Genomic DNA, 17929 nt, shown 5'->3' on the forward strand with positions numbered 1-17929 from the left:
ACAACGACAGCGCAGAATTCCGCGAGGAGCCAAGCCATGTCATCCACGAAGCCCGAATCCCCCGCCGCCGAAGCCGCGCCCGAGCCGGTGGAAGCGCCGGTCAACGTGCTGCGCATCCTGTCGGGCCTGCATGCAGGCGCCAGTCGCGACCTTGCCGAACAGGAGATGATCCTGGTGGGCAGCGGCGACGACTGCGACATCGTCCTGGCCGACCAGGGCGTCGCCCGCCACCACGCGCTGATCAACCTGATCGGCGGCATGTCGTCGCTGCGCGCGCTCGATGCGCCGCTGCGCGTCGATGGCCAGCCGCTGCATCCCGGCGACCCGGTCGAACTGCGCGGCCTGCAGCGGATCCAGATCGGCCAGGCGGCGATCGCCTTCGGCGAAGAGCATGATCCGGGCTGGGCCACGCTCGCGCCCGATTTCGACATCGACGAGCCGCGCGCGCCTGCCGCGGGCGTGCGCAAGCTGCCGCTGGTCGCGGCGCTGGCGGTGCTGTCGCTGGCGTCGCTTGCGATCTTCGCCGCGGTGATGCCCAAGCCCGAGCAGCCGGCGGACCCGCGCAGCCAGCTCAATTCCCTGATCGCCGAATTCCAGGTGCGTGACGGCCAGGTTTCGGAGGACACCGAGGGCAGGCCGATCCTCAAGGGCACGGTCGATAACGACCGCGTGCGCGAGAGCATCGAGGGCCGGGTGGCCCAGGCCGGATTCGAAGCCGCGCTGGACCTGCGCTCGGCCGAGAAGATCGCCGCCGACGTCAGCGAAGTGCTGCGGACCCAGAACATCAATGCCAAGACCCGCTACGTCGGCAACGGCGTGGTCGAGGCCAGCGGGCGGTTCGAGGACATGGACGCGATGCGCGCCGCCGCCCGCTCGCGCGCGATGGACGATGTGCCGGGCGTGACCAAGGTGCTGGTGAGGAACTACGTCGAGCCGAAACAGCTCAAGCGCACGGCCAACGGGCCCACCGAGGCCGCAATCAAGTCGGGTCCGACGCGGATCGTGTCGGTGGTGCGTGGCAAGACGCCGCACCTGGTCGCGGTCGACGGCACCGAGTATCCGGTCGGGGCCGAGGTGCCCGGGCACGGCCGGCTGGTGTCGATCGGCGAATCGGCGCACGTCGTCAGCGCCGACGGCATGCTCCACAAGATCGTGCCCAAGCCGGTGACCGCGGCGGAAATCGCAGCCGCCGCCGAACAGCAGGCGCAGGCGGACGCGGTGGCCGCGGGGTCTTCGACCGCGCAGCCCGACGCCGATCCCGCAGGCGAAGTCGCCGATCGGCGCGTCGCACGCGCGGCCGGCGCCGAGCCGACGGGCGGCCACGACAGGCAATAGTGTTTCACGCGGCGCCATCGGGGCGTCTGGTTCCATCGAAGCGCGATCCAGCGATCGCACCAAAGGAGAGACCATCATGATCGATAACCCCATCAACCCCGTCACAAGCTTCATTGGCCGCGCAGGCGTTGGCAGCGCATCGGTCGGCCGCGGCGGTTCGTCCACCGACGGTGGCAGCTGGTACGAGGCGATGTCCAAGGCCTGGGGCCAGACGCTGGACATCCAGGCATCGCGCATCACCACCCTCTCGGACGTGATCAGTTCCGGCGGCGACCAGCCCTCGAACATGGTCAAGCTGACCGCAGAGAGCCTGAAGATGCAGTTCATGTCGAACAACGCCGCGACCTCGCAGAACAGCGTCGGCCAGGCACTCGAAACGCTGGGCAAGCGCCAGTAATGCGTGCCGAGCGCTGCGCGTGCGCGTGGCGGCGAATCGCCGCCGCGCGGGCATTGCATCGCGATGATCCGCATGTCGCCAAGTCCGAGGAGAGACGGAAATGATCGAAGCCATCCAGGTCGCGGTGGATGCCGCGCAGGCCAATCCGGCCGCGTCCCCCGCGGCGCAGCCGCAGGCCACCATGTTCGAAGTCAGTCAGTTCGCGGAGGCCTACGGCAACGGCGGCAAGGCCAGTGCCAGTGCAGGCCCGGCGCAGGTGTCCGCGGCCGCCCAGCCGTCGGAGGGCATGCGCGCGCTGCTTTCCACCTTCGAAAACCTCAACACCGGCGCGGACAAGATCAGCGCGATGTCGCACGCGATCACCAGCAGCGGCGCCGATCCCACACCCGGCCAGCTGATGCAGGTCACGATGGAAGCGCACAAGTTCCTGTTCAAGGCGGAACTGACTTCCAACGTCGCCAACCGGACTTCCGATGGCGTCCAGCAGCTGTTCAAGCAGCAGTCGTAAGGCGGGAGCAGGCATGAAAGCGTCGAACGCAATCAAGCGTCCCGTGGTGCTGGCGTTGCTGCTGGCATGCCTTGCGCTGGCCGGCTGTGGTGGCACCGCGCTGTACAGCAACCTCGAGGAACAGCAGGCCAACCAGGTGATGGCGGAACTGATCGGCTCCGGGATCCAGGCCGACAAGACGCTCTCGACCGACAAGAAGGGCTGGGAAGTGCGGATCGCCAAGGACGACATTCCGCGGGCCATGCAGATCCTGCACGCCAGGGGCTTGCCGCGCCGGCAGTCGTTCACGATGGGCGACCTGTTCAAGAAGGACAGCTTCGCGACCTCGGCCACGCAGGAAAAGGCGCTGTACGTGTTCGGCCTGGAAGAGTCGATGCGGCAGAAGCTGCTCAAGATCGACGGCGTGGTCGATGCCGCGGTGTCGATCGCGCTGCCGGACCGCGATCCGCTGGGCGGGGACGCCGCGGATTCGTCGGCGTCGGTCTTCATCTACCAGGCGCCCGGCGCGGACCTGCGCGATCGCGAAACCGACCTGAAAGTCGGGGTCAAGGACAGCATCGAGGGCCTGGACGACGTCAACAAGGTCACGATCAAGTTCTTCACCGTCGGCTCGACGATAGCCGGCAAGCAGGCCGCGCGCGGCCCGGCCGGGGCGATGCCGGTGCTGTCGTCGATCAGCCCCCTGGCGATCGCGATCACCGTCGCGATCGCGGTGCTGCTGGCGCTGGTGATTGCGTTCGGTGGACGTATTCGCGCGCGTTTGGCCCAGCCAAAGCAGCCGCCGCGCGTGTGGAACGGATGAGCCGGGCGGCACGATGAGTTTGCAGGCGGTGTTCGCCGAGATCCATCCCGACTGGTATGGCCAGGCGGACGGGGACGGGCCCGAATCCGCGTCGCCGTCGCCGGAACTCCTGCAGCGCGCACGCGACAGCGCCCTCGGGCGCAGGATCCTCGCGCGCTGGCTGATGCGGGACGTCGGCATCGGCGGCGCGCTGCTGGCGCCGCGTCCCGACGGCGCGCTGGCGGCCGCGGTGGTGCGCTGGCCGCGTGCGCGTCTGGCGACGTTGCTGCGAGATGTCGGGGCGCTCGCCTATGCGCCCGTGATCCGCGCCGAGGTCCGGCGCGAACCGGTGCGCCTGCTGCGGCGCGCGCTCGGCAACAGCTATCTCCTGGCGCTGGACAAACAGGTGTGGGACGGCCAGGTGCCGCCTCCTGTCGCCACGCGGCTGCGCGCGGCGCTGGCGACCACCCTGGCAGGCACGCCCGACGCCGCGGCGCTGCACGCCCTGCTGGATCACCAGGGGCGCTGCGAACTGCATGCCTGGGCGGCGCAGGCCGATCCTGCGCTGGCCGAATGGGTGCTGCTCCAGTCTCCGCGCGAGGCTCCTGTCGCCGCGCATTTGCCCGGGCAACAGGTGCAGTTCCTGCACGACCACCATCTCGCCCGCGCCCGCGCGGGTTGACCCACCGGAACGAGGCCATGTCCGCCGAGCCAGTACGCCGCTCTTCCACCCGCTCCGCCGCCTCGGCCACGGTGTCGGTCTTCGAGCCGCGCCGCTTCGACCGCGCGCTGGCCGGCAACGTGGTGCCGGCGCGGCAGTGGCAGCGCATCGAGGAGCTCGACGCGCTGCTCGAACAGGTCAACGCGCTGTACGTCGAGGCCGGCACCGAAATCGCAGCGGCACGCGAACAGGGATACACGGACGGCTTCGCCGAAGGCCTGGCGCGCGTGCAGCAGCAGATGACCGAACACCTGGCCGCGCTCAACGAACGCCGCGCACGCGTGCTGGCCGAAGCCAGCACGCGCGTCACCGAACTGGCCTGCGCGATTGTCGCGCGCATCGCGCCGAGCTTCGACGCGAGCGCCGTGGTGCCGTCGCTGGTGATGCAGGCGGTCGAGGCCGCACAGGCCGAACAGTTCCTGATGATCCGCGTGCACCCGTCGGTGCGCGACGACGTCGCAGCCGGCCTGGGCGCCGTGCGTCAAGCACATCCGGCGGTGGGGGTGATCGAACTGGTCGAGGACGTGAGCCTGGATCCGCAGAGCTGCGTCGTGGTGTCGGAGGCCGGCGAGGTCCGTGCCGGCGTCGCGCAGCAGATCGAGGCGATCCGCACCGCGCTCGCCGGCGTCGGGGGACAGGGATGAACCTGCCCTTCGCCTCCCCGGCGGACACGGTCCGGATCGTGCCGGGGGCGGCGGCGGACCCGCTGCTTGGCGCGCTCGCCAAAGTGCAGTCGATCGAGCGCGTCGGCCGCGTGGCCGAGGCGCACGGCACGCTGATCCGCGCCACCGGCCTGAAGGCGGCGATCGGCGAACTGTGCGAACTGCGCAATCCGGTGGGCGAAGGCGACCCGCATTTTCACCTGGCTGCCGAAGTGGTTGGCGTCTCGAAGCAGATGACGCTGCTCACGCCGCTCGGCGCGCTCGACGGCGTGTCTGCGACCACCGCCGTTTACGCCACCGGGCGCCAGGCCGCGGTACGCGCCGGCAACGGCCTGCTCGGCCGCATCCTCGACGCCCACGGCGAGCCCATCGACGACAAGGGTCCGATCGGCGACACGGTGGAGGCGCCGATCTACGCCGCTTCGCCCAATCCGCTCACCCGCAGCCTGATCGAGCGCCCGTTCTCCACCGGCGTGCGCGCCATAGACGCCACCATGACCACCGGCGAAGGGCAGCGCGTGGGCATTTTCGCCGTCGCCGGCGGCGGCAAGAGCACGCTGCTGGGCATGCTGGCCCGCGGCGGCGACGCCGACGTCAACGTCATCGCGCTGGTCGGCGAGCGCGGGCGCGAGGTCAACGAATTCATCCACGACAACCTCGGCGCGGAGGGCCTGGCCAAGTCGGTGATCGTGGTGGCCACTTCCGATCGGCCGGCGCTCGAGCGCAGCCGCGCGGCCTGGGTCGCGACCGCCATCGCCGAGCATTTCCGCGACAAGGGCAAGCGCGTGCTGCTGCTGCTCGATTCGGTGACGCGCTTCGCCCGCGCGCTGCGCGACGTGGGCCTGGCGGTCGGCGAGCCGCCAGCGCGGCGTGGCTTTCCGCCGTCGGTCTTCAGCGCGCTGCCGCGGCTGTTCGAGCGCGCAGGCAACAACGACAAGGGGTCGATCACCGCGTTCTACACCGTGCTGGCCGAGGACGAGGACGGCGGCGACCCGATCGTGGAGGAGGTGCGCTCGATCCTCGACGGCCACATCGTTCTGTCGCGCAAGCTCGCCGCCGCCTACCACTACCCGGCCATCGACGTGCTCACCAGCCTCAGCCGGGTGATGCCGCGCGTGACCGAGCCCGCGCACCAGCGCGCGGCCGGACAGCTGCGCAAGTACCTGGCCAAGTACCAGGACATCGAGCTTCTCCTGCAGTTGGGCGAATACAAGCGCGGCACCGACCCGGATGCCGACATCGCGATCGAGAGGATCGGCCCGATGCGCCAGCTGCTGCAGCAGCCGGCGAGCGAGCTGGTGCCATTCGACCAGTCGGCGCAGGCGCTGCGCAGGTTGTTCCCGTGAAGGATGGGGATCGGAAACTCGGGGTTCGGGATCTGGCAGCGCATGCGCCAGCCCCGTTCGCCTTCCACGCATCCGAAACTCCGAACCCGACCCTGCAATCCCGGTGTTTCCAATGAAGCGCTATCCCCTGCACACCCTGCTGCGGGTGCGCGAGCACCGCACCGATGCCGCGCGGATGGTGGTGCTGGAAAAACAGCGCGCGGTGCAGGCCTGCCGCGATGCCTGCACGCGGATCGAGCACGAGATCCTGCAGCTGTGCGATGAGCGCAGCGGCCAGCGCGCGCGTCTGCTGGACGCGCCGCCGCCCGGCGTCGACTGGTCCAGTGTGCTGGCGCAGCGCGAGGCGCATATTGATTGGCTGGGCGCGCAGGTGGAGGCCGCGCGCCAGCGGCTGGCCCAGGCGCACAAGGCGCTGCAGGCCGCCGAGCGCGAGCTGGTGCAGGCGCGTGAAGCCTTCTTCCGCGCCAAAGCCCGGCAGGAAGCGCTCGAGAAGCGACGCGACAGCTGGCGCGGCGAACAGCGCGCCCTGGAAGCGCGGCAGGAAGAAGACATCACCGCCGATCTGCTGCTCGCGCGCCACCACGGCGCGCGGCCCACGCATTGAGAGGACGACCATGAGTATCGACCGCAGCCCGTCTTCCACCCAGACGACGACCCAGGACATCAGTCGCGACAAGTCCGACACCCGCCCCCGGGAACCGGCGCCGCGTGAGAAGGTCGACGACTTCCAGCGGCTCTTGCAGGGCAAGCGTGAATCGCGCGAGCCGCGCCTGCAGGGACAGCCGGGCGACGACAGCCAGCCGCTGCAGCAGGCCGGACGGCGCGAAGGGCAGGAAACACCGAAATGGCAGCAGGACGAAGGCGCCATCGCCGGCCGGCAGGAGGCGGGCGAGCACTACGAGGACGACGCGCTGCGGCGCCAGCGCGACGACACGGGCGGCACTTCGTTGCAGCAGCAGACGCTCGACCCGGCGGCGCTCTACCAGGCGCAGATGGCGATGCGCGACGGCCTGCCGCAGGCCACGGCGCCGACGCCGCTGAACCCGAACGCCTTTGCCGACATGGTCGAGCGCCACCTCAAGCAGATGGCCGCCGATCGCGGCGCGGCCGGCGACGGCGACGGTCGCGTCCTGCTGCGCATGGCCGACGCCACCCTGCCGGGTACCGACCTGCTGCTCAGCCGCACCCCGGAGGGCTGGATGCTGCGCGCCGATGTGCGTTCGCGCAGCAGCTTCGACGCAATCCGCGAAGCCGCGCCCGAGCTGGCCCGCCGCTTCGCCGAGCGCAACCTCGGCACGCTCAGCATCGATCCGCATTTCCATGGCTGACCCCATGCGCCCTCCTAGGGTGAACCCCAGATCGGGCCTGTCCTAGCTTGGCGGTGAATCGGCGGCGGTGGAAAGTGGAATTGCGCCCCCGTCCCGTTCTTGAAGCAGGGTCAGCAGGCGTCCATTCCAGACTGATGAGCAGGGAGAAATCAAATGTCTTTTGACCTAGGCGGAATCTGCAAGCTCGCGGGACAAGTCATCGGCGGCATGATCGGCGGTCCGGTCGGCAGCATGATCGGCAGCATGATCGGCGACATGGTCGGCCAGATGATCACCAACCAGGCCGGCGATTCGCTCGACTCCTCGGGCCTGTCCAGCGCGGCACAGAACATCTTCAACGCCAACTACAGCGCGGGCCTCGGAGGCTGATCGATGAATGACCCCCGGCAGTCCGCCGTGCAGGACTGGATGGACGGTCTCGAGCAGCTGCAACAGGCAGGCGCGATCGATGCGGATGAGCAGAACATGCTCATCCGCTACCTCGATGAGCACAAGCGCGCCATGGACGAAGCACTCGCCGGCATCGTGCCGGAGTATGAGAGACGCGTGGCCGAGGATGGGCAGCTGGAAGCCGACCAGTGGTTGGCGACAACGGCGCGAGCGCTCGGGGAAGAGCATCGCGAGCAGAGGCAGCGCGTGCTTGGATCCCTCGCAGTCAACAGGGATGCCACAGCCTGACCACCCCGGCAACGCGAAGGCCCGCGTTGTCCCTTGGCCCACACCCCGCTGGATCACCGGTCGTTAACGCGAGTAGCGCCTGCAGCTGGTAAAAACGGCGGTACTCCTTTCAAAACATCGGATGAACATGAATCACAACAAGGGCAAGCGCCCCGTTCCGCTCGATGTGCAATCCCTCCAGGCCGCCGCAACCAGCGCGATCGCCAAGCCTCCCCGCATCGAGGATGGCAATGGCAGGATCTATTTCGACGGCGACGAACAGCGACGCCAGTTCAAGGAAGAGATTGACCGCCTGCGCGCCGAAGATGCCATCAGCGCCGATGAACACGCGACCTTGGACAGCGAATACGAGCGCATCCAGCGGCAGACCTACGACCGGTTGACCCAGATGACAGCCGAATTCGAGCGCCGGGTCGAGACCAGCGGCGAAGACGAGGCGCGCCGCTGGCTGGCGGCGGAAGCGGAGGATTTTCGCCAGGCCCTGGAACGGGCGCCGGAAGAGGTGGCTGCGAAGCTTCCCGGTGCATAGGGTCAGCCCCAGCTAGGTTACGACCTAGCTTGGAGCGAAGATGCGCTGGACGTAAAAAGACACCACGGAATCAGGAGTGCGGTTGGATCGGCACCCTGCGAGACCCGAAGCGGCTACCAGGCAATGGCCGGCCAATCCAAATCAGACAGGAGAACATCATGTTCCAGAATGCCATCAGCTCCATCGTCAACGTCAGCATCAATGGCGCCGGCAAGGCCTCCACTTCGAGCTTCGACCTCGGGTTCAAGACCGCATTCAAGGCCGCGTCCGACGCGTTCGCCAAATTCCTCAACGACCAGATGGTCGAGAACGGCGACAACACCGGCGACGCCAAGAAGAAGGCCAAGGGCGGCAGTGCTGGCGCTGCCAGCTGGTTCGAAGCCATCGCGGGCGTGTTGGGCAAGCAGCTGGGCGAGCGCGTCATGAAGCTGATGGATGCCCGCGACCGCATGGAGAAGAACTTCGAGGCTTCCACGGAGCCGGAGAAGAACAAGGAAGGCGCCAAGGAATACATGAAGGCGCAGACCGACTTCCAGGTGCAATCGCAGATGTTCGGCATGGACAGCCAGATGGCCGCCACCTCGATCAAGGCGATCGGTGAAGGCCTGGCGAGCGTAGCGCGCAAGCAGTAATCCGCGCAGCAAGCCCGCCACACAGGAACGCCGGGATGCAGATCCCGGCGTTTCCCTTTTGGAGCATGCCCATGTCCCGATTCCCGTCCTCATTTCCGCTGGTCTGCGCCGTGGCCCTTGCAGGATTGTGCGCGCAACCCGTTGGCGCGCAGGATTACGGGAGCGGCTGGTTGGACGTCGCGCAGGGCATGCGTCAGAACATGGGCCAGCAGGAGGCCTTGCGTGATCGCATGCGCATGGCCAACGCCAGCAACAAGGCCGCCCAAAAAAGGGACGTGACGCGGTCTCGCGCCGATGCACCACGCACGCGTCCATCGAATGATGCCCAGCCTGCCGATCCCGCTACCGAAGGACTGTTCGCGCAGGCAGCCGCCAGCGTCATGCGCGTGGCGCGGTCGAAGGGGCCGCCGCCGGCGAGCGACGTTTCGCCAGCCCGTTTCCAGTCGTCGTCACGTGTACGCGACCGCGTAGTGCAGCGTTTCGTGGCGCTGCTCGACCAGAGCGATGGCTTGGAACGCGACCAGATTCGTGCATTCCTGGAGTCCGGCAGCCTGAAGCGCGACTTCGACGCGGTGTTGGACAAGTTCGGCTTCGACAAGCACAACCTGGCCGATGTCGTGTCCGCCTACTACATCGGCATGTGGGAGGTTGGCAATGGTCGCTACATGAGCGACCAGCAGGCCAGGGCGGTGCGCGCCGCGCTCGCTCCGGCGCTTGTCCGCGACACCAACCTGGGCGCGTTGTCGCAGGAACAGAAGCAGGAGGCGGCCGAGACTTATACGTTGTTGGTGATGTTGGCCATCCTCAATCAACAGGTTCTCGACAAGCAGGGACAGGCTTCGGCCGCCAAGGTGTTCCGCGAGGGCGTGTACAAGGGCGTCCTGCGGCAAGGCGTCGACTTGCGCAGGCTCGACGTGGGCAGCAACGGATTCGTGCTGCGCTAGCGTGCAATGCCGGCGCCACCGGCCCTTTGGCTGGAGATGGCGATGGCATCACTACGCTTCGCTTCGCGCAGAGGCTCCTAGCGCCGGCGGCCCACCCTGCGGGCCACGGCCCAAGCGGCCACGGCGGTCGCCAGGCCGCACATCGCCAGCCATGCGGTCGAATTGCGATCGGCCAGCGAATCCATCACCCGCCCGTCGCTGCCGACGAAGATGACGATCGCAGCAGCCACGCAGCCGTAGGCGATGATCGCCAGCATCCAGAACAGCCACTGCATGGCGCGCTGGATGTCGCGTTCCGATCCGGCTTGGCCATCGCCAGCGTGTCCGATCGCACCCATCGCCCAGAGCAGGCGGGCCAAGCCGCCCCTCGGCATCGCCTGCAGCCGGCTGCGCAGGTTGCGTCGCTGCGCGCCATCGAGCGTGTGGCCCGCGGGATTGAGCATGTTCTCGCCGCGCAGCGCGGCGACCGCATCGTTAGCGGGCAGGATGATGCCGCGCGCGTCCGCCAGCTGGCTGACCGGCGAGGTGGCCATGGTCAATCCTGCAGCGGCCAGCGCCGCGGTGGTGCCGGAAGGCAATGCGGGTGCGGCCGGCAGGGCGGGTGGCGCCACGGTCGCGGGAGGCGGCGCAGTCGCCGGTGCGGCATTCGCGGTGCGCCCGGCGGCCAAGGCGGCGTCGGCAGGCCGGTTCGCCACGAGCTGTGCAGGATCCATGGCTGCGCGCTGCTGCACTGCCGGAGGGGCTGTTTGCGACAACGTCGCCGCGGCCGTGCCGGCTGCGTTTGTGCTGCTAGCGCTTGTGTTGCCCACGCTCGTGTTGGCTGCAGTTGTCGCAGTCGCGGGCGTGGCAGTGCCGGCTTGCGCCCCGAAGGCGCCCTGCGCGCGCCCAGCGGCGAGCGGGGCATTCGTGCCGGAGGGCATGGGGACGCCGTCGGCGCGCGCATGCGCCGAGGGCCCGGCGTTCGCATGGGCGGCCTGGGCGTTCGACGTGGCGGGGCCGCTGGAGGCCGGATTCGCATTGGCATTGGCATGCGCCGGCGGTCCACGCCCGTCTGCATCGCGCAGCATGCCCGGCGCGCCGTTGGCGATGGAAAACAGGGTGTTGCCAAGCTGGCGGGCGATGTCGGGCGCGATGTGCAGCAGGCCGGGCAGGTTGCCGCCACCGGTGGTCATCGAGCCGGAACCGTGAGGACCGCCGTAGATCCCTTGGTTGCCCTGGTTGCCCTGGTTGCCCTGGTTGCCTTGGTTGCCGTGCGGCCCTTCGTTGCCGCGGTTGGCTTCCGAGGCCGGATTGTTGCCGCCGGTGCGTGGACCGTCGCCCTGCGGCACGCCGTCGTGGTCGTGTCCGTTGCCGTTTCCGGTGCCCGGCACCTTGCCGTTGTCGGCGTGTTCACCGTGCTCGCCGCGTAGCCCGCCCGGTCCTGCCGGTTCCCCCTTGCCTGCGTGGCTGGGCAGGTTGGCGTGCACGAACTCCCTGTGGCCGCTGGTTGGTCCGATCGTCATCGCAAGCCTCCGGGATCGGGCGCAGGCGCCCGATTGCAGCCTATGGGAATGGCTGAACACCAATCACCTATGGCAAACCCTAGGTCCTAGACCGCCGTCATGCGCCGCGCGTGCCGGCCCGCACGGAACCGGCATAAAAAAGGGGAAGGCACTGGGCCTTCCCCTGGAAATATCCGGCTGGGCCGGAGGACTTTCGGTTGTCGCATGGCTCCGGCGGGAACGCCGGATACGGACAGGCTACCGCCGTCGGCAACTTGATGCAACACCTGAAATAAAACTAATCAAGTCATTGATTTTATTGCCCAGCCAAATCCAGGGCTTGGCGCTTGACCTTGCGCCGCTCCGGTTTGGGCAGGGCCCAGTCGTTGTTGAACAGCGCGGGCTCCCAGCCGCCGTAGGTCGGGTTGGGCAGCATCCACCAGCGTTCGCCGAACCAGTCGCCATATTCGTCGAGCAGTCCGCTGCGGCCCTGCGGGGTGTTGGCCACGACCTCGACGAAGTCGCCGAGCTGGTCGCCGAACTGCATCAACACGCGGTATTCGCGCCCGGCCAGTCGGCGGCGGCAGTTTTTCTCGCTGCCGTTCTGATCGCAGCCGGGCACGACGGTGCCCAGGCCGAGGAAGACGTCGTCGCTGGCCACCGGCATTCCCACCGCCTCGAGGTTGGCGATGGTCGCGTCCTTCAGGTGCACGGCGCGGTTGGACAGGTACAGGATGGTGATGCCCTTGGCCGCCGCCGCCTTGGCGAACTCGACCACGCCCGGCACAGCCTTCGCCTTCTTCTCGGCCACCCAGAGGTCCCAGCTGGGATCGCTGTACTCGGCATTGTCGCGGACAAGCCGCGCCTGGTAGGGCGAGTTGTCGAGCACGGTTTCATCGACGTCCATCACCACCGCCGGCTTCAAGCCCGCGGTCTTGCCGGCGTTGTCGCGTTCGGTGGGCACCAGCGCGTCCCAGTTCTTCTCTTTCAGCGCCAGGTCGAGCTTGTCGGCCGCGGCGCGGTAGATCGTTTCCGTCGAAGCCCGGTATTCGGCCGACGCCTGGACCCAGAGCACCGCATTGAGGTTGTCGTGGGCCGCCGTGGCGGCGTTCTCACCGGCAGGTGGGCGGGCCGCCGATGCCGGGACGGGTCGTGCAGCGTCGCCCTGCGGCCTCGTGTACGCGGCGGGCTTGCAGGCCGCCAGCGACAGCGTGGCGGTGAGCAGGGCAATGAGGGGCATCGAAGGGCGCATGGCGATCCTGGCCAGGACGAAGAGGCGCCGAGTCTAGCCGAGTCCGGTGACCGGCGAAGACGTGCGTGGAACGTGCCCGGGCTTTCGTTACCCTGCAGGTCGCACTGGAACGGATACGTCGATGGACAATGACAACACGACCGCGCTTCCCCTGCTGGACGCGGTGGAGGCGCGCGCGCTCGGCTGCCTGATCGAAAAAGAGGCGACCACGCCCGACGCCTATCCGCTCACCGTCAACATGGTGCAGCTCGCGGCCAACCAGAAGACTGCGCGCGAGCCGGTGATGGCCATTGACCCTGGCAATATCCAGCACGCGTTGCGCAAGCTTGAAAGCCTGGGGCTGGCCAAGCAGACGTTTTCGTCGCGTGCGGAACGCTACGAGCACCGCGTCGGGCAATGCCTGAGCCTGCCGCAAGCGCAGGTCGCGCTGCTCGGGTTGCTCCTGTTGCGCGGCGCGCAGACCGCGCACGAACTGCTCGCGCGCAGCGAACGCATCGCGAAGTTCGCCGACGCCGAGGACCTGCGCCATCACCTCGAGCGCCTGTCGCAACGCCGGCCCGCGCTGGTCCTGCAGGTGACACGCGGGCCCGGCCAGCGCGAGGATCGCTATGTCCACTTGTTGTGCGGACCGGTGGATGTTGCCGTGATCGCGGCGGCAAGGCCGACGGCGCGCGAAGCGACCGATCCGGTCCCTGCGGAACTCGAAGCGCGCGTGCGCGCCCTCGAGGACGAAGTCGCAGCGCTGCGGGAGGCGGTGGTGCTACTTGAACGCGCGCGCTAGGCGCGCAGGCGATCAGCCTTCCAGCATCGCCTTGATGGCAGCGAAGCCGACGTCGGCGCGCTCCTTCTTGCGTGCGGCGTCGGCCACCGGGTCGGCGCCGTCGCGCTGCAGTTCCATCGCGGGCAGTTCGTCGAGGAAGCGGCTGGGCGCCAGCCGCAACTTGGAGCCCCAGCGCTGCGCCTCGCGCGAATGCGACAGCCACAGCTGCTCCTTGGCGCGGGTGATGCCGACGTAGAGCAGGCGGCGCTCTTCATCGAGCCGGCCTTCATCGAGGCTGGCCTCGTGCGGCAGGGTGCCGTCCTCTACCCCGACGATGAACACGTAGCGGAACTCGAGCCCCTTCGCGGCGTGCAGGCTCATCAGCCGGACCTGGTTGCCGGCGTCATCCTTGTCGGCGCGGGTGAGCAGGGCGAGCGAGGCCGCGAGTTCGGCCGCGCTCGTGCCCTTCGCGCCTTCGAACCAGTCGGCCAGCTCGTCAAGGTTGCCGCGACGGATCGCGAACAGCTGCTCGGTCTTGCACTGCGAGCGCAGCGCCGCGAGCAGGCCGGAGCGCTCGCTGAGCTTGCGCACCAGCTCCGCCGGCGGGAGTCGCCCGGCGTCGGCGCGCAGGCCGCGGACGATGTCGGCGAAGCCGCTCAGCGCATTGGCCGCGCGCGGCGGCAGCTGCTTGAGCAGCGTGATCGATTCGGCCGCGCGCGAGAGCGGCAGGCCGGCGTGCTGCGCGAGTTCGGCGAGCTTCGCCAGCGACGTTGCGCCGACGCCGCGCACCGGCGACTGCACCGCGCGCAGGAATGCCGCGTCGTCCTCCGGGTTGGCCACCAGTCGCAGCCACGACAATGCGTCCTTGACCTCGGCGCGTTCGAGGAACGCGGTTCCGCCGCTGAGGTGGTACGGCACCCGCAGCAGCTGCAGCGCCTTTTCCAGCGCGCGCGACTGGTGGTTGCCGCGGAACAGGATGCAGAAGTCGCTCCACGGCGCGGCGCGCGCCTGGTTGATGAAATGCACCTCGCCGGCGACCCGCTCGGCCTCGTGCGCGCTGTCGCGGCATTCCCAGACGCGGATGCGTTCGCCGTCGGACTGCGCGCTCCACAGCGTCTTGGGGTGTTCGTGTGGGTTGTTGGCGATCAGCGCGTTGGCGGCGCGCAGCACGCGGTTGCTGCAGCGGTAGTTCTGTTCGAGCTTGACCACCTTCAGCGCCGGGTAGTCCTGCGCCAGCTGCGACAGGTTCTCGGGGTTGGCGCCGCGCCAGGCGTAGATGCTCTGGTCATCGTCGCCGACGCAGGTGAAGTGGCCCTTGTCGCCGGCCAGTGCCTTGAGCATCCGGTACTGCGCGTCGTTGGTGTCCTGGCACTCGTCGACCAGCAGGTAGCCGATGCGCTCGCGCCAGCCCAGCGCGACCTCGGCGTCGTTCTCCAGCAGCTCCACCGGCAGCCGGATCAGGTCGTCGAAGTCGACCGCATTGAACGCCGACAGCCGCGCCTGGTATTTCGCGTACAGCGTCGCGGCCTCGCGCTCGCGCGTCGACTGCGCGACGTCCAACGCCTGCTGCGGCGACAGCCCGGCGTTCTTCGCCCGCGAGATCAGCCCGTGCGCGGCCAGCACCGCATCTGGCTTGGCGCCGGGCAGCAGGTCCTTGAGCTGCGACGCGGTGTCGTCCGCGTCGAAGATTGAGAAGCCGCGCCGCAGTCCCGCCTTCGCATGTTCGATCTGCAGCAGCTTCAGCCCCAGCGCGTGGAAGGTGCAGATGGTTAGCCCCTCCGCGCCGTCGCCGCGGATGCGCTTGGCGACGCGCTCGCGCATTTCCTTCGCCGACTTGTTGGTGAACGTGATCGCCGCGATGCGCTTGGCCGGATGGCGCCCGATGGCGATCAGGTGCGCGATCTTCTCGACGATCACCCGCGTCTTGCCGCTGCCCGCCCCGGCGAGCACCAGCAGCGGGCCTTCGACCTGCAGGACCGCGGCGGATTGTTGGGGATTGAGGCCGTGCATCGGGCATTCCATCGGGGGGCGGCAGTTTACAGGGTCGCTTCTTCCGGTCCGTGGGCACTCGCCTGTCATGCAGCGCAGGGCGAACGAGCGCGCGACGGGCCGACGTCGCACCCCAGCGGCAGAGCCGATATGATCGGCTCGCGCGGCGGCCGCGTCGGGCCGCCATCAATGGGAGGGCGCGATGTCGAAGGCATGGAGCGGCCGCTGGCCGGTGGCGCTGGTGCTGCTGGCGCTGCTGGCAGGACTCGTTGTCCCGCCGTCCCTGTACGCGCAGGATCCCGAAGCGTATTTCCCGCCCGAGGTGGACCGCTCGTTGATGACCAGCGGCTTCCTCGCCGGGCATCCGGACCTGGACGCCCGCAAGCGCGGGATGGATGCCATCGGCCGACAGCATTACGGGACCGCCCGTACCGCTTTCCTGCGGGCGGCGCGCTATGGCGACAAGCCTTCGCAGGCGATGCTCGGCGAGATCTACTGGAAAGGCCTGGGCGTCGAACGCGATCCGGTCCTGGGCTATGTCTGGATGTTCCTGGCCGCGCAGCGCGGCTACCACGACTTCCGCGCCTGGAGCGAGGTGTACTGGCAGGGCCTCTCCCTCGCACAGCGACAACAGGCGCAGGTACGCGGCCTGGCGATTCTCGAGTCCTACGGCGATGCGGTTGCGGTGCCGCGACTGGAACGGGTCATGCGTCGTGAACTCGGCAAGGCGACCGGCAGCATGCTGGAGCATCCCGAGCAGCTGATGGTCATTACCAGCTATGACACGACGCCTCCGCGCGGCATCTCGCCGCAGGCCTTTTACGCGGACATGTACTGGAAGCCCGCGAAATACCGACAGCTCCAGGATCGGTTGTGGAAGGCGCCGCTGTACAAGCGGGTCGACGTTGGCCCGGTGGAGGATGTCAGCGCGCGTGCGCGCGGCACGTCGCCGAAACGATGAACCCCCGCCGGGCGAGGGATTGCAATGGTGAGTGCCGCGCAGCCGCGCGTGTCCACGGATGGGCCCTGCGGGATCGAAGCCATGCACCTGTCGGGCATTGCAACGATTTGTTCGGCGCCGTAGCGTTCCAGCGAACGGCGCAGCTGGTGCCCTGGACTGGCCGGCGGCCAGTCGAGAGAAACATGATGAAGGCGGACGACGACTACGCGTCGTGAAACCGGGCGGTGAACCACTACTGGCAGCGGCCGCCCTGGGCGCTGCAACGTTCTATGTGGGCGACGTAGTCCCGGTCGGCACAGCCAAGAAGCAGGCCAAAGGCTTCCCGACAGATCCAGATCCTTGATCTGGGCGGCAGGATGGCGCATTGCGCGCGGTTTCGGGACCGGATTGCGCGCTGCCAGACGACGGCGAGCGCCGACTCGCCGTTCTGGCCGCCGACGCCCACGCCGACACGGTTGGCGCCGGCGAGGCCCGCGGTGTTCATCGCCATGCCGGCAGGATTCGGGAATGGCGCGATGGCTGTATTGCGGTGCGCCTTGCCGTCGAAGTGTCGGCAAGGCGCGTGATGCCGCGTCCCTGCGCGCGGGTGCGCAGCGACATCGGCAGGCGGTCGGGAAAACAGGGTTGATTTTCCAGGCGTGCCCGAAGATGTTCCTCGGTTCTGTTGGCGGTTGGTGCGTCGTCGCGAAGCGTGGCCGCTGGCCCGGCAGGGATCGGAATGCGCGTCGAGCCGGTCTGCGGTTCTCCCCGAACCTGCCGATTCTTCGCTGCTGCCGCACCATGAAGCCTGCGCCCGCCGGGGTCCGGATGCAGCGCACGGTTCGCGCATAAAATGCGCGCCATGGCCAAGCTCTACTTCTACTACTCGGCGATGAACGCCGGAAAGACCACCACGCTGCTGCAGAGCGCGCACAACTACCGCGAGCGCGGGATGCGGGTGGCGATCCTGGCGCCGCGGCTCGACCACCGCGCTGGTGCCGGCACGGTGGCCTCCAGGATCGGCCTGAGCGCCGAAGCGGTGGGCTTCGACGCGGGCGATGACCTGTTCGCCTGGGCCAATGCCGACATCGTCGCGCACGGCCGCATCGATTGCCTGCTGGTCGACGAAGCGCAGTTCCTGCGCAAGGCGCAGGTGTGGCAGTTGAGCGAAGTGGTCGACCGGCTGCGCATCCCGGTGCTGTGCTACGGCCTGCGCACGGACTTCCGCGGCGAGCTGTTCGAGGGCAGCCAGTACCTGCTGGCCTGGGCTGACGAGATCAGCGAGATCAAGACCATCTGCCACAGCGGCAAGAAGGCGACGATGACCGTGCGCGTGGACGAGCAGGGCTACGCGGTGCAGGAAGGCCCGCAGGTCGAGATCGGAGGGAACGAGCGCTACATCTCGGTCAGCCGGGCCGAGTTCAAGAAGATCGTGCGCGGCGAGGGACGGATCGAACCGCTGCAGGAGCGGCTGCCGCTGGTACCGCCGCGCGACTAGTGGTGTTGGCGCTTGTTCTGTATTCGCCGGCGTGGGAGCGGCTTCGGCCGCGAGTGCCTTGGTATGGATCGTGACTGGTGTTGATCATTCGTGACTGGCGCTTCGAAAGGCAAGCGGCCGGGATCGGGTCTTTGTCCAGTCAGCAATC

22 protein-coding genes are annotated in these 17929 nt (G+C 68.4%); 17 read left to right on the forward strand and 5 right to left on the reverse strand.

Annotated features, from left to right (window positions below; genetic code table 11):
* Positions 1 to 36: 36 nt before the first annotated feature.
* The 14 genes from ACFOM9_RS11350 (at position 37) to ACFOM9_RS11415 (ending at position 9861) form a co-directional block, all read left to right on the forward strand.
* The gene (locus ACFOM9_RS11350) at positions 37 to 1335 is read left to right on the forward strand and encodes an FHA domain-containing protein (protein WP_386710500.1); all 1299 of its coding nucleotides are present in this window, start codon (positions 37 to 39) and stop codon (positions 1333 to 1335) included.
* Positions 1336 to 1411: 76 nt separating this feature from the next.
* On the forward strand, positions 1412 to 1732 hold the full coding sequence (locus ACFOM9_RS11355) for a hypothetical protein (RefSeq protein ID WP_386710503.1): 321 nt from the start codon (positions 1412 to 1414) through the stop codon (positions 1730 to 1732).
* A 100-nt stretch (positions 1733 to 1832) separates the two neighbouring features.
* A complete protein-coding gene (locus tag ACFOM9_RS11360) occupies positions 1833 to 2240 on the forward strand; it encodes a hypothetical protein (protein WP_386710506.1) in 408 nt (135 codons plus the stop codon).
* 13 nt (positions 2241 to 2253) lie between these two features.
* On the forward strand, positions 2254 to 3042 hold the full coding sequence (locus ACFOM9_RS11365) for a hypothetical protein (protein ID WP_386710509.1): 789 nt from the start codon (positions 2254 to 2256) through the stop codon (positions 3040 to 3042).
* A gap of 13 nt (positions 3043 to 3055) precedes the next feature.
* The gene (locus tag ACFOM9_RS11370; protein WP_386710512.1) at positions 3056 to 3703 is read left to right on the forward strand and encodes a hypothetical protein; all 648 of its coding nucleotides are present in this window, start codon (positions 3056 to 3058) and stop codon (positions 3701 to 3703) included.
* A gap of 17 nt (positions 3704 to 3720) precedes the next feature.
* Positions 3721 to 4386, forward strand: coding sequence for a FliH/SctL family protein (locus tag ACFOM9_RS11375; protein WP_386710514.1), 666 nt, complete (start codon positions 3721 to 3723; stop codon positions 4384 to 4386).
* On the forward strand, positions 4383 to 5750 hold the full coding sequence (locus ACFOM9_RS11380) for a FliI/YscN family ATPase (protein WP_386710517.1): 1368 nt from the start codon (positions 4383 to 4385) through the stop codon (positions 5748 to 5750). The genes ACFOM9_RS11375 and ACFOM9_RS11380 overlap by 4 nt, the downstream gene beginning before the upstream one ends.
* Positions 5751 to 5862: 112 nt before the next feature.
* Positions 5863 to 6354 carry a hypothetical protein gene (locus ACFOM9_RS11385; protein WP_386710520.1) on the forward strand — a complete coding sequence of 164 codons (492 nt, stop codon included), beginning with the start codon at positions 5863 to 5865 and terminating at the stop codon, positions 6352 to 6354.
* 10 nt (positions 6355 to 6364) lie between these two features.
* Positions 6365 to 7078, forward strand: coding sequence for a hypothetical protein (locus ACFOM9_RS11390; RefSeq protein WP_386710523.1), 714 nt, complete (start codon positions 6365 to 6367; stop codon positions 7076 to 7078).
* Between the two features lie 153 nt (positions 7079 to 7231).
* The gene (locus ACFOM9_RS11395) at positions 7232 to 7447 is read left to right on the forward strand and encodes a hypothetical protein (RefSeq protein WP_386710526.1); all 216 of its coding nucleotides are present in this window, start codon (positions 7232 to 7234) and stop codon (positions 7445 to 7447) included.
* Positions 7448 to 7450: 3 nt separating this feature from the next.
* Positions 7451 to 7756, forward strand: a complete 306-nt coding sequence (locus tag ACFOM9_RS11400; protein WP_386710529.1) for a hypothetical protein — start codon at positions 7451 to 7453, stop codon at positions 7754 to 7756.
* Between the two features lie 127 nt (positions 7757 to 7883).
* Positions 7884 to 8285, forward strand: coding sequence for a hypothetical protein (locus ACFOM9_RS11405; protein WP_386710532.1), 402 nt, complete (start codon positions 7884 to 7886; stop codon positions 8283 to 8285).
* A 158-nt stretch (positions 8286 to 8443) separates the two neighbouring features.
* Entirely contained in the window at positions 8444 to 8917 is a 474-nt protein-coding gene (locus ACFOM9_RS11410; RefSeq protein WP_386710535.1) for a hypothetical protein, read from the forward strand.
* A 35-nt stretch (positions 8918 to 8952) separates the two neighbouring features.
* On the forward strand, positions 8953 to 9861 hold the full coding sequence (locus ACFOM9_RS11415; protein WP_386710538.1) for a DUF6683 family protein: 909 nt from the start codon (positions 8953 to 8955) through the stop codon (positions 9859 to 9861).
* A 77-nt stretch (positions 9862 to 9938) separates the two neighbouring features.
* Here the strand turns inward: ACFOM9_RS11415 and ACFOM9_RS11420 are convergent, their stop codons facing one another.
* Together ACFOM9_RS11420 and ACFOM9_RS11425 are read right to left on the reverse strand one after the other, a co-directional pair.
* Positions 9939 to 11363 (reverse strand): hypothetical protein, encoded by a 1425-nt coding sequence (locus tag ACFOM9_RS11420; RefSeq protein WP_386710541.1) that lies wholly within the window; start codon positions 11361 to 11363, stop codon positions 9939 to 9941.
* 295 nt (positions 11364 to 11658) lie between these two features.
* Complete coding sequence (locus ACFOM9_RS11425; RefSeq protein WP_386710544.1) at positions 11659 to 12582, reverse strand: 5'-nucleotidase, lipoprotein e(P4) family; 924 nt, start codon at positions 12580 to 12582, stop codon at positions 11659 to 11661.
* A 133-nt stretch (positions 12583 to 12715) separates the two neighbouring features.
* Between ACFOM9_RS11425 and ACFOM9_RS11430 the strand changes: the two genes are divergently transcribed.
* Entirely contained in the window at positions 12716 to 13375 is a 660-nt protein-coding gene (locus tag ACFOM9_RS11430; RefSeq protein WP_386711041.1) for a YceH family protein, read from the forward strand.
* A 12-nt stretch (positions 13376 to 13387) separates the two neighbouring features.
* Here ACFOM9_RS11430 and ACFOM9_RS11435 read toward each other — a convergent pair whose 3' ends face one another.
* On the reverse strand, positions 13388 to 15364 hold the full coding sequence (locus tag ACFOM9_RS11435; protein ID WP_386710547.1) for a UvrD-helicase domain-containing protein: 1977 nt from the start codon (positions 15362 to 15364) through the stop codon (positions 13388 to 13390).
* A gap of 211 nt (positions 15365 to 15575) precedes the next feature.
* Between ACFOM9_RS11435 and ACFOM9_RS11440 the strand changes: the two genes are divergently transcribed.
* Positions 15576 to 16304, forward strand: a complete 729-nt coding sequence (locus tag ACFOM9_RS11440) for a sel1 repeat family protein (RefSeq protein ID WP_386710550.1) — start codon at positions 15576 to 15578, stop codon at positions 16302 to 16304.
* A 232-nt stretch (positions 16305 to 16536) separates the two neighbouring features.
* Here the strand turns inward: ACFOM9_RS11440 and ACFOM9_RS11445 are convergent, their stop codons facing one another.
* Positions 16537 to 16794 (reverse strand): hypothetical protein, encoded by a 258-nt coding sequence (locus ACFOM9_RS11445; protein WP_386710553.1) that lies wholly within the window; start codon positions 16792 to 16794, stop codon positions 16537 to 16539.
* Entirely contained in the window at positions 16785 to 17147 is a 363-nt protein-coding gene (locus ACFOM9_RS11450) for a hypothetical protein (RefSeq protein ID WP_386710556.1), read from the reverse strand. Before ACFOM9_RS11450 ends, ACFOM9_RS11445 begins: the two co-directional genes overlap by 10 nt.
* Here ACFOM9_RS11450 and ACFOM9_RS11455 point away from each other — a divergent pair.
* Positions 17146 to 17781, forward strand: a complete 636-nt coding sequence (locus tag ACFOM9_RS11455; RefSeq protein ID WP_386710559.1) for a thymidine kinase — start codon at positions 17146 to 17148, stop codon at positions 17779 to 17781. The genes ACFOM9_RS11450 and ACFOM9_RS11455 overlap by 2 nt on opposite strands.
* The last annotated feature ends 148 nt before the right edge of the window (positions 17782 to 17929 follow it).

Source organism: Luteimonas notoginsengisoli, assembly GCF_042648885.1.
Taxonomy (GTDB): Bacteria; Pseudomonadota; Gammaproteobacteria; order Xanthomonadales; family Xanthomonadaceae; genus Luteimonas; species Luteimonas notoginsengisoli.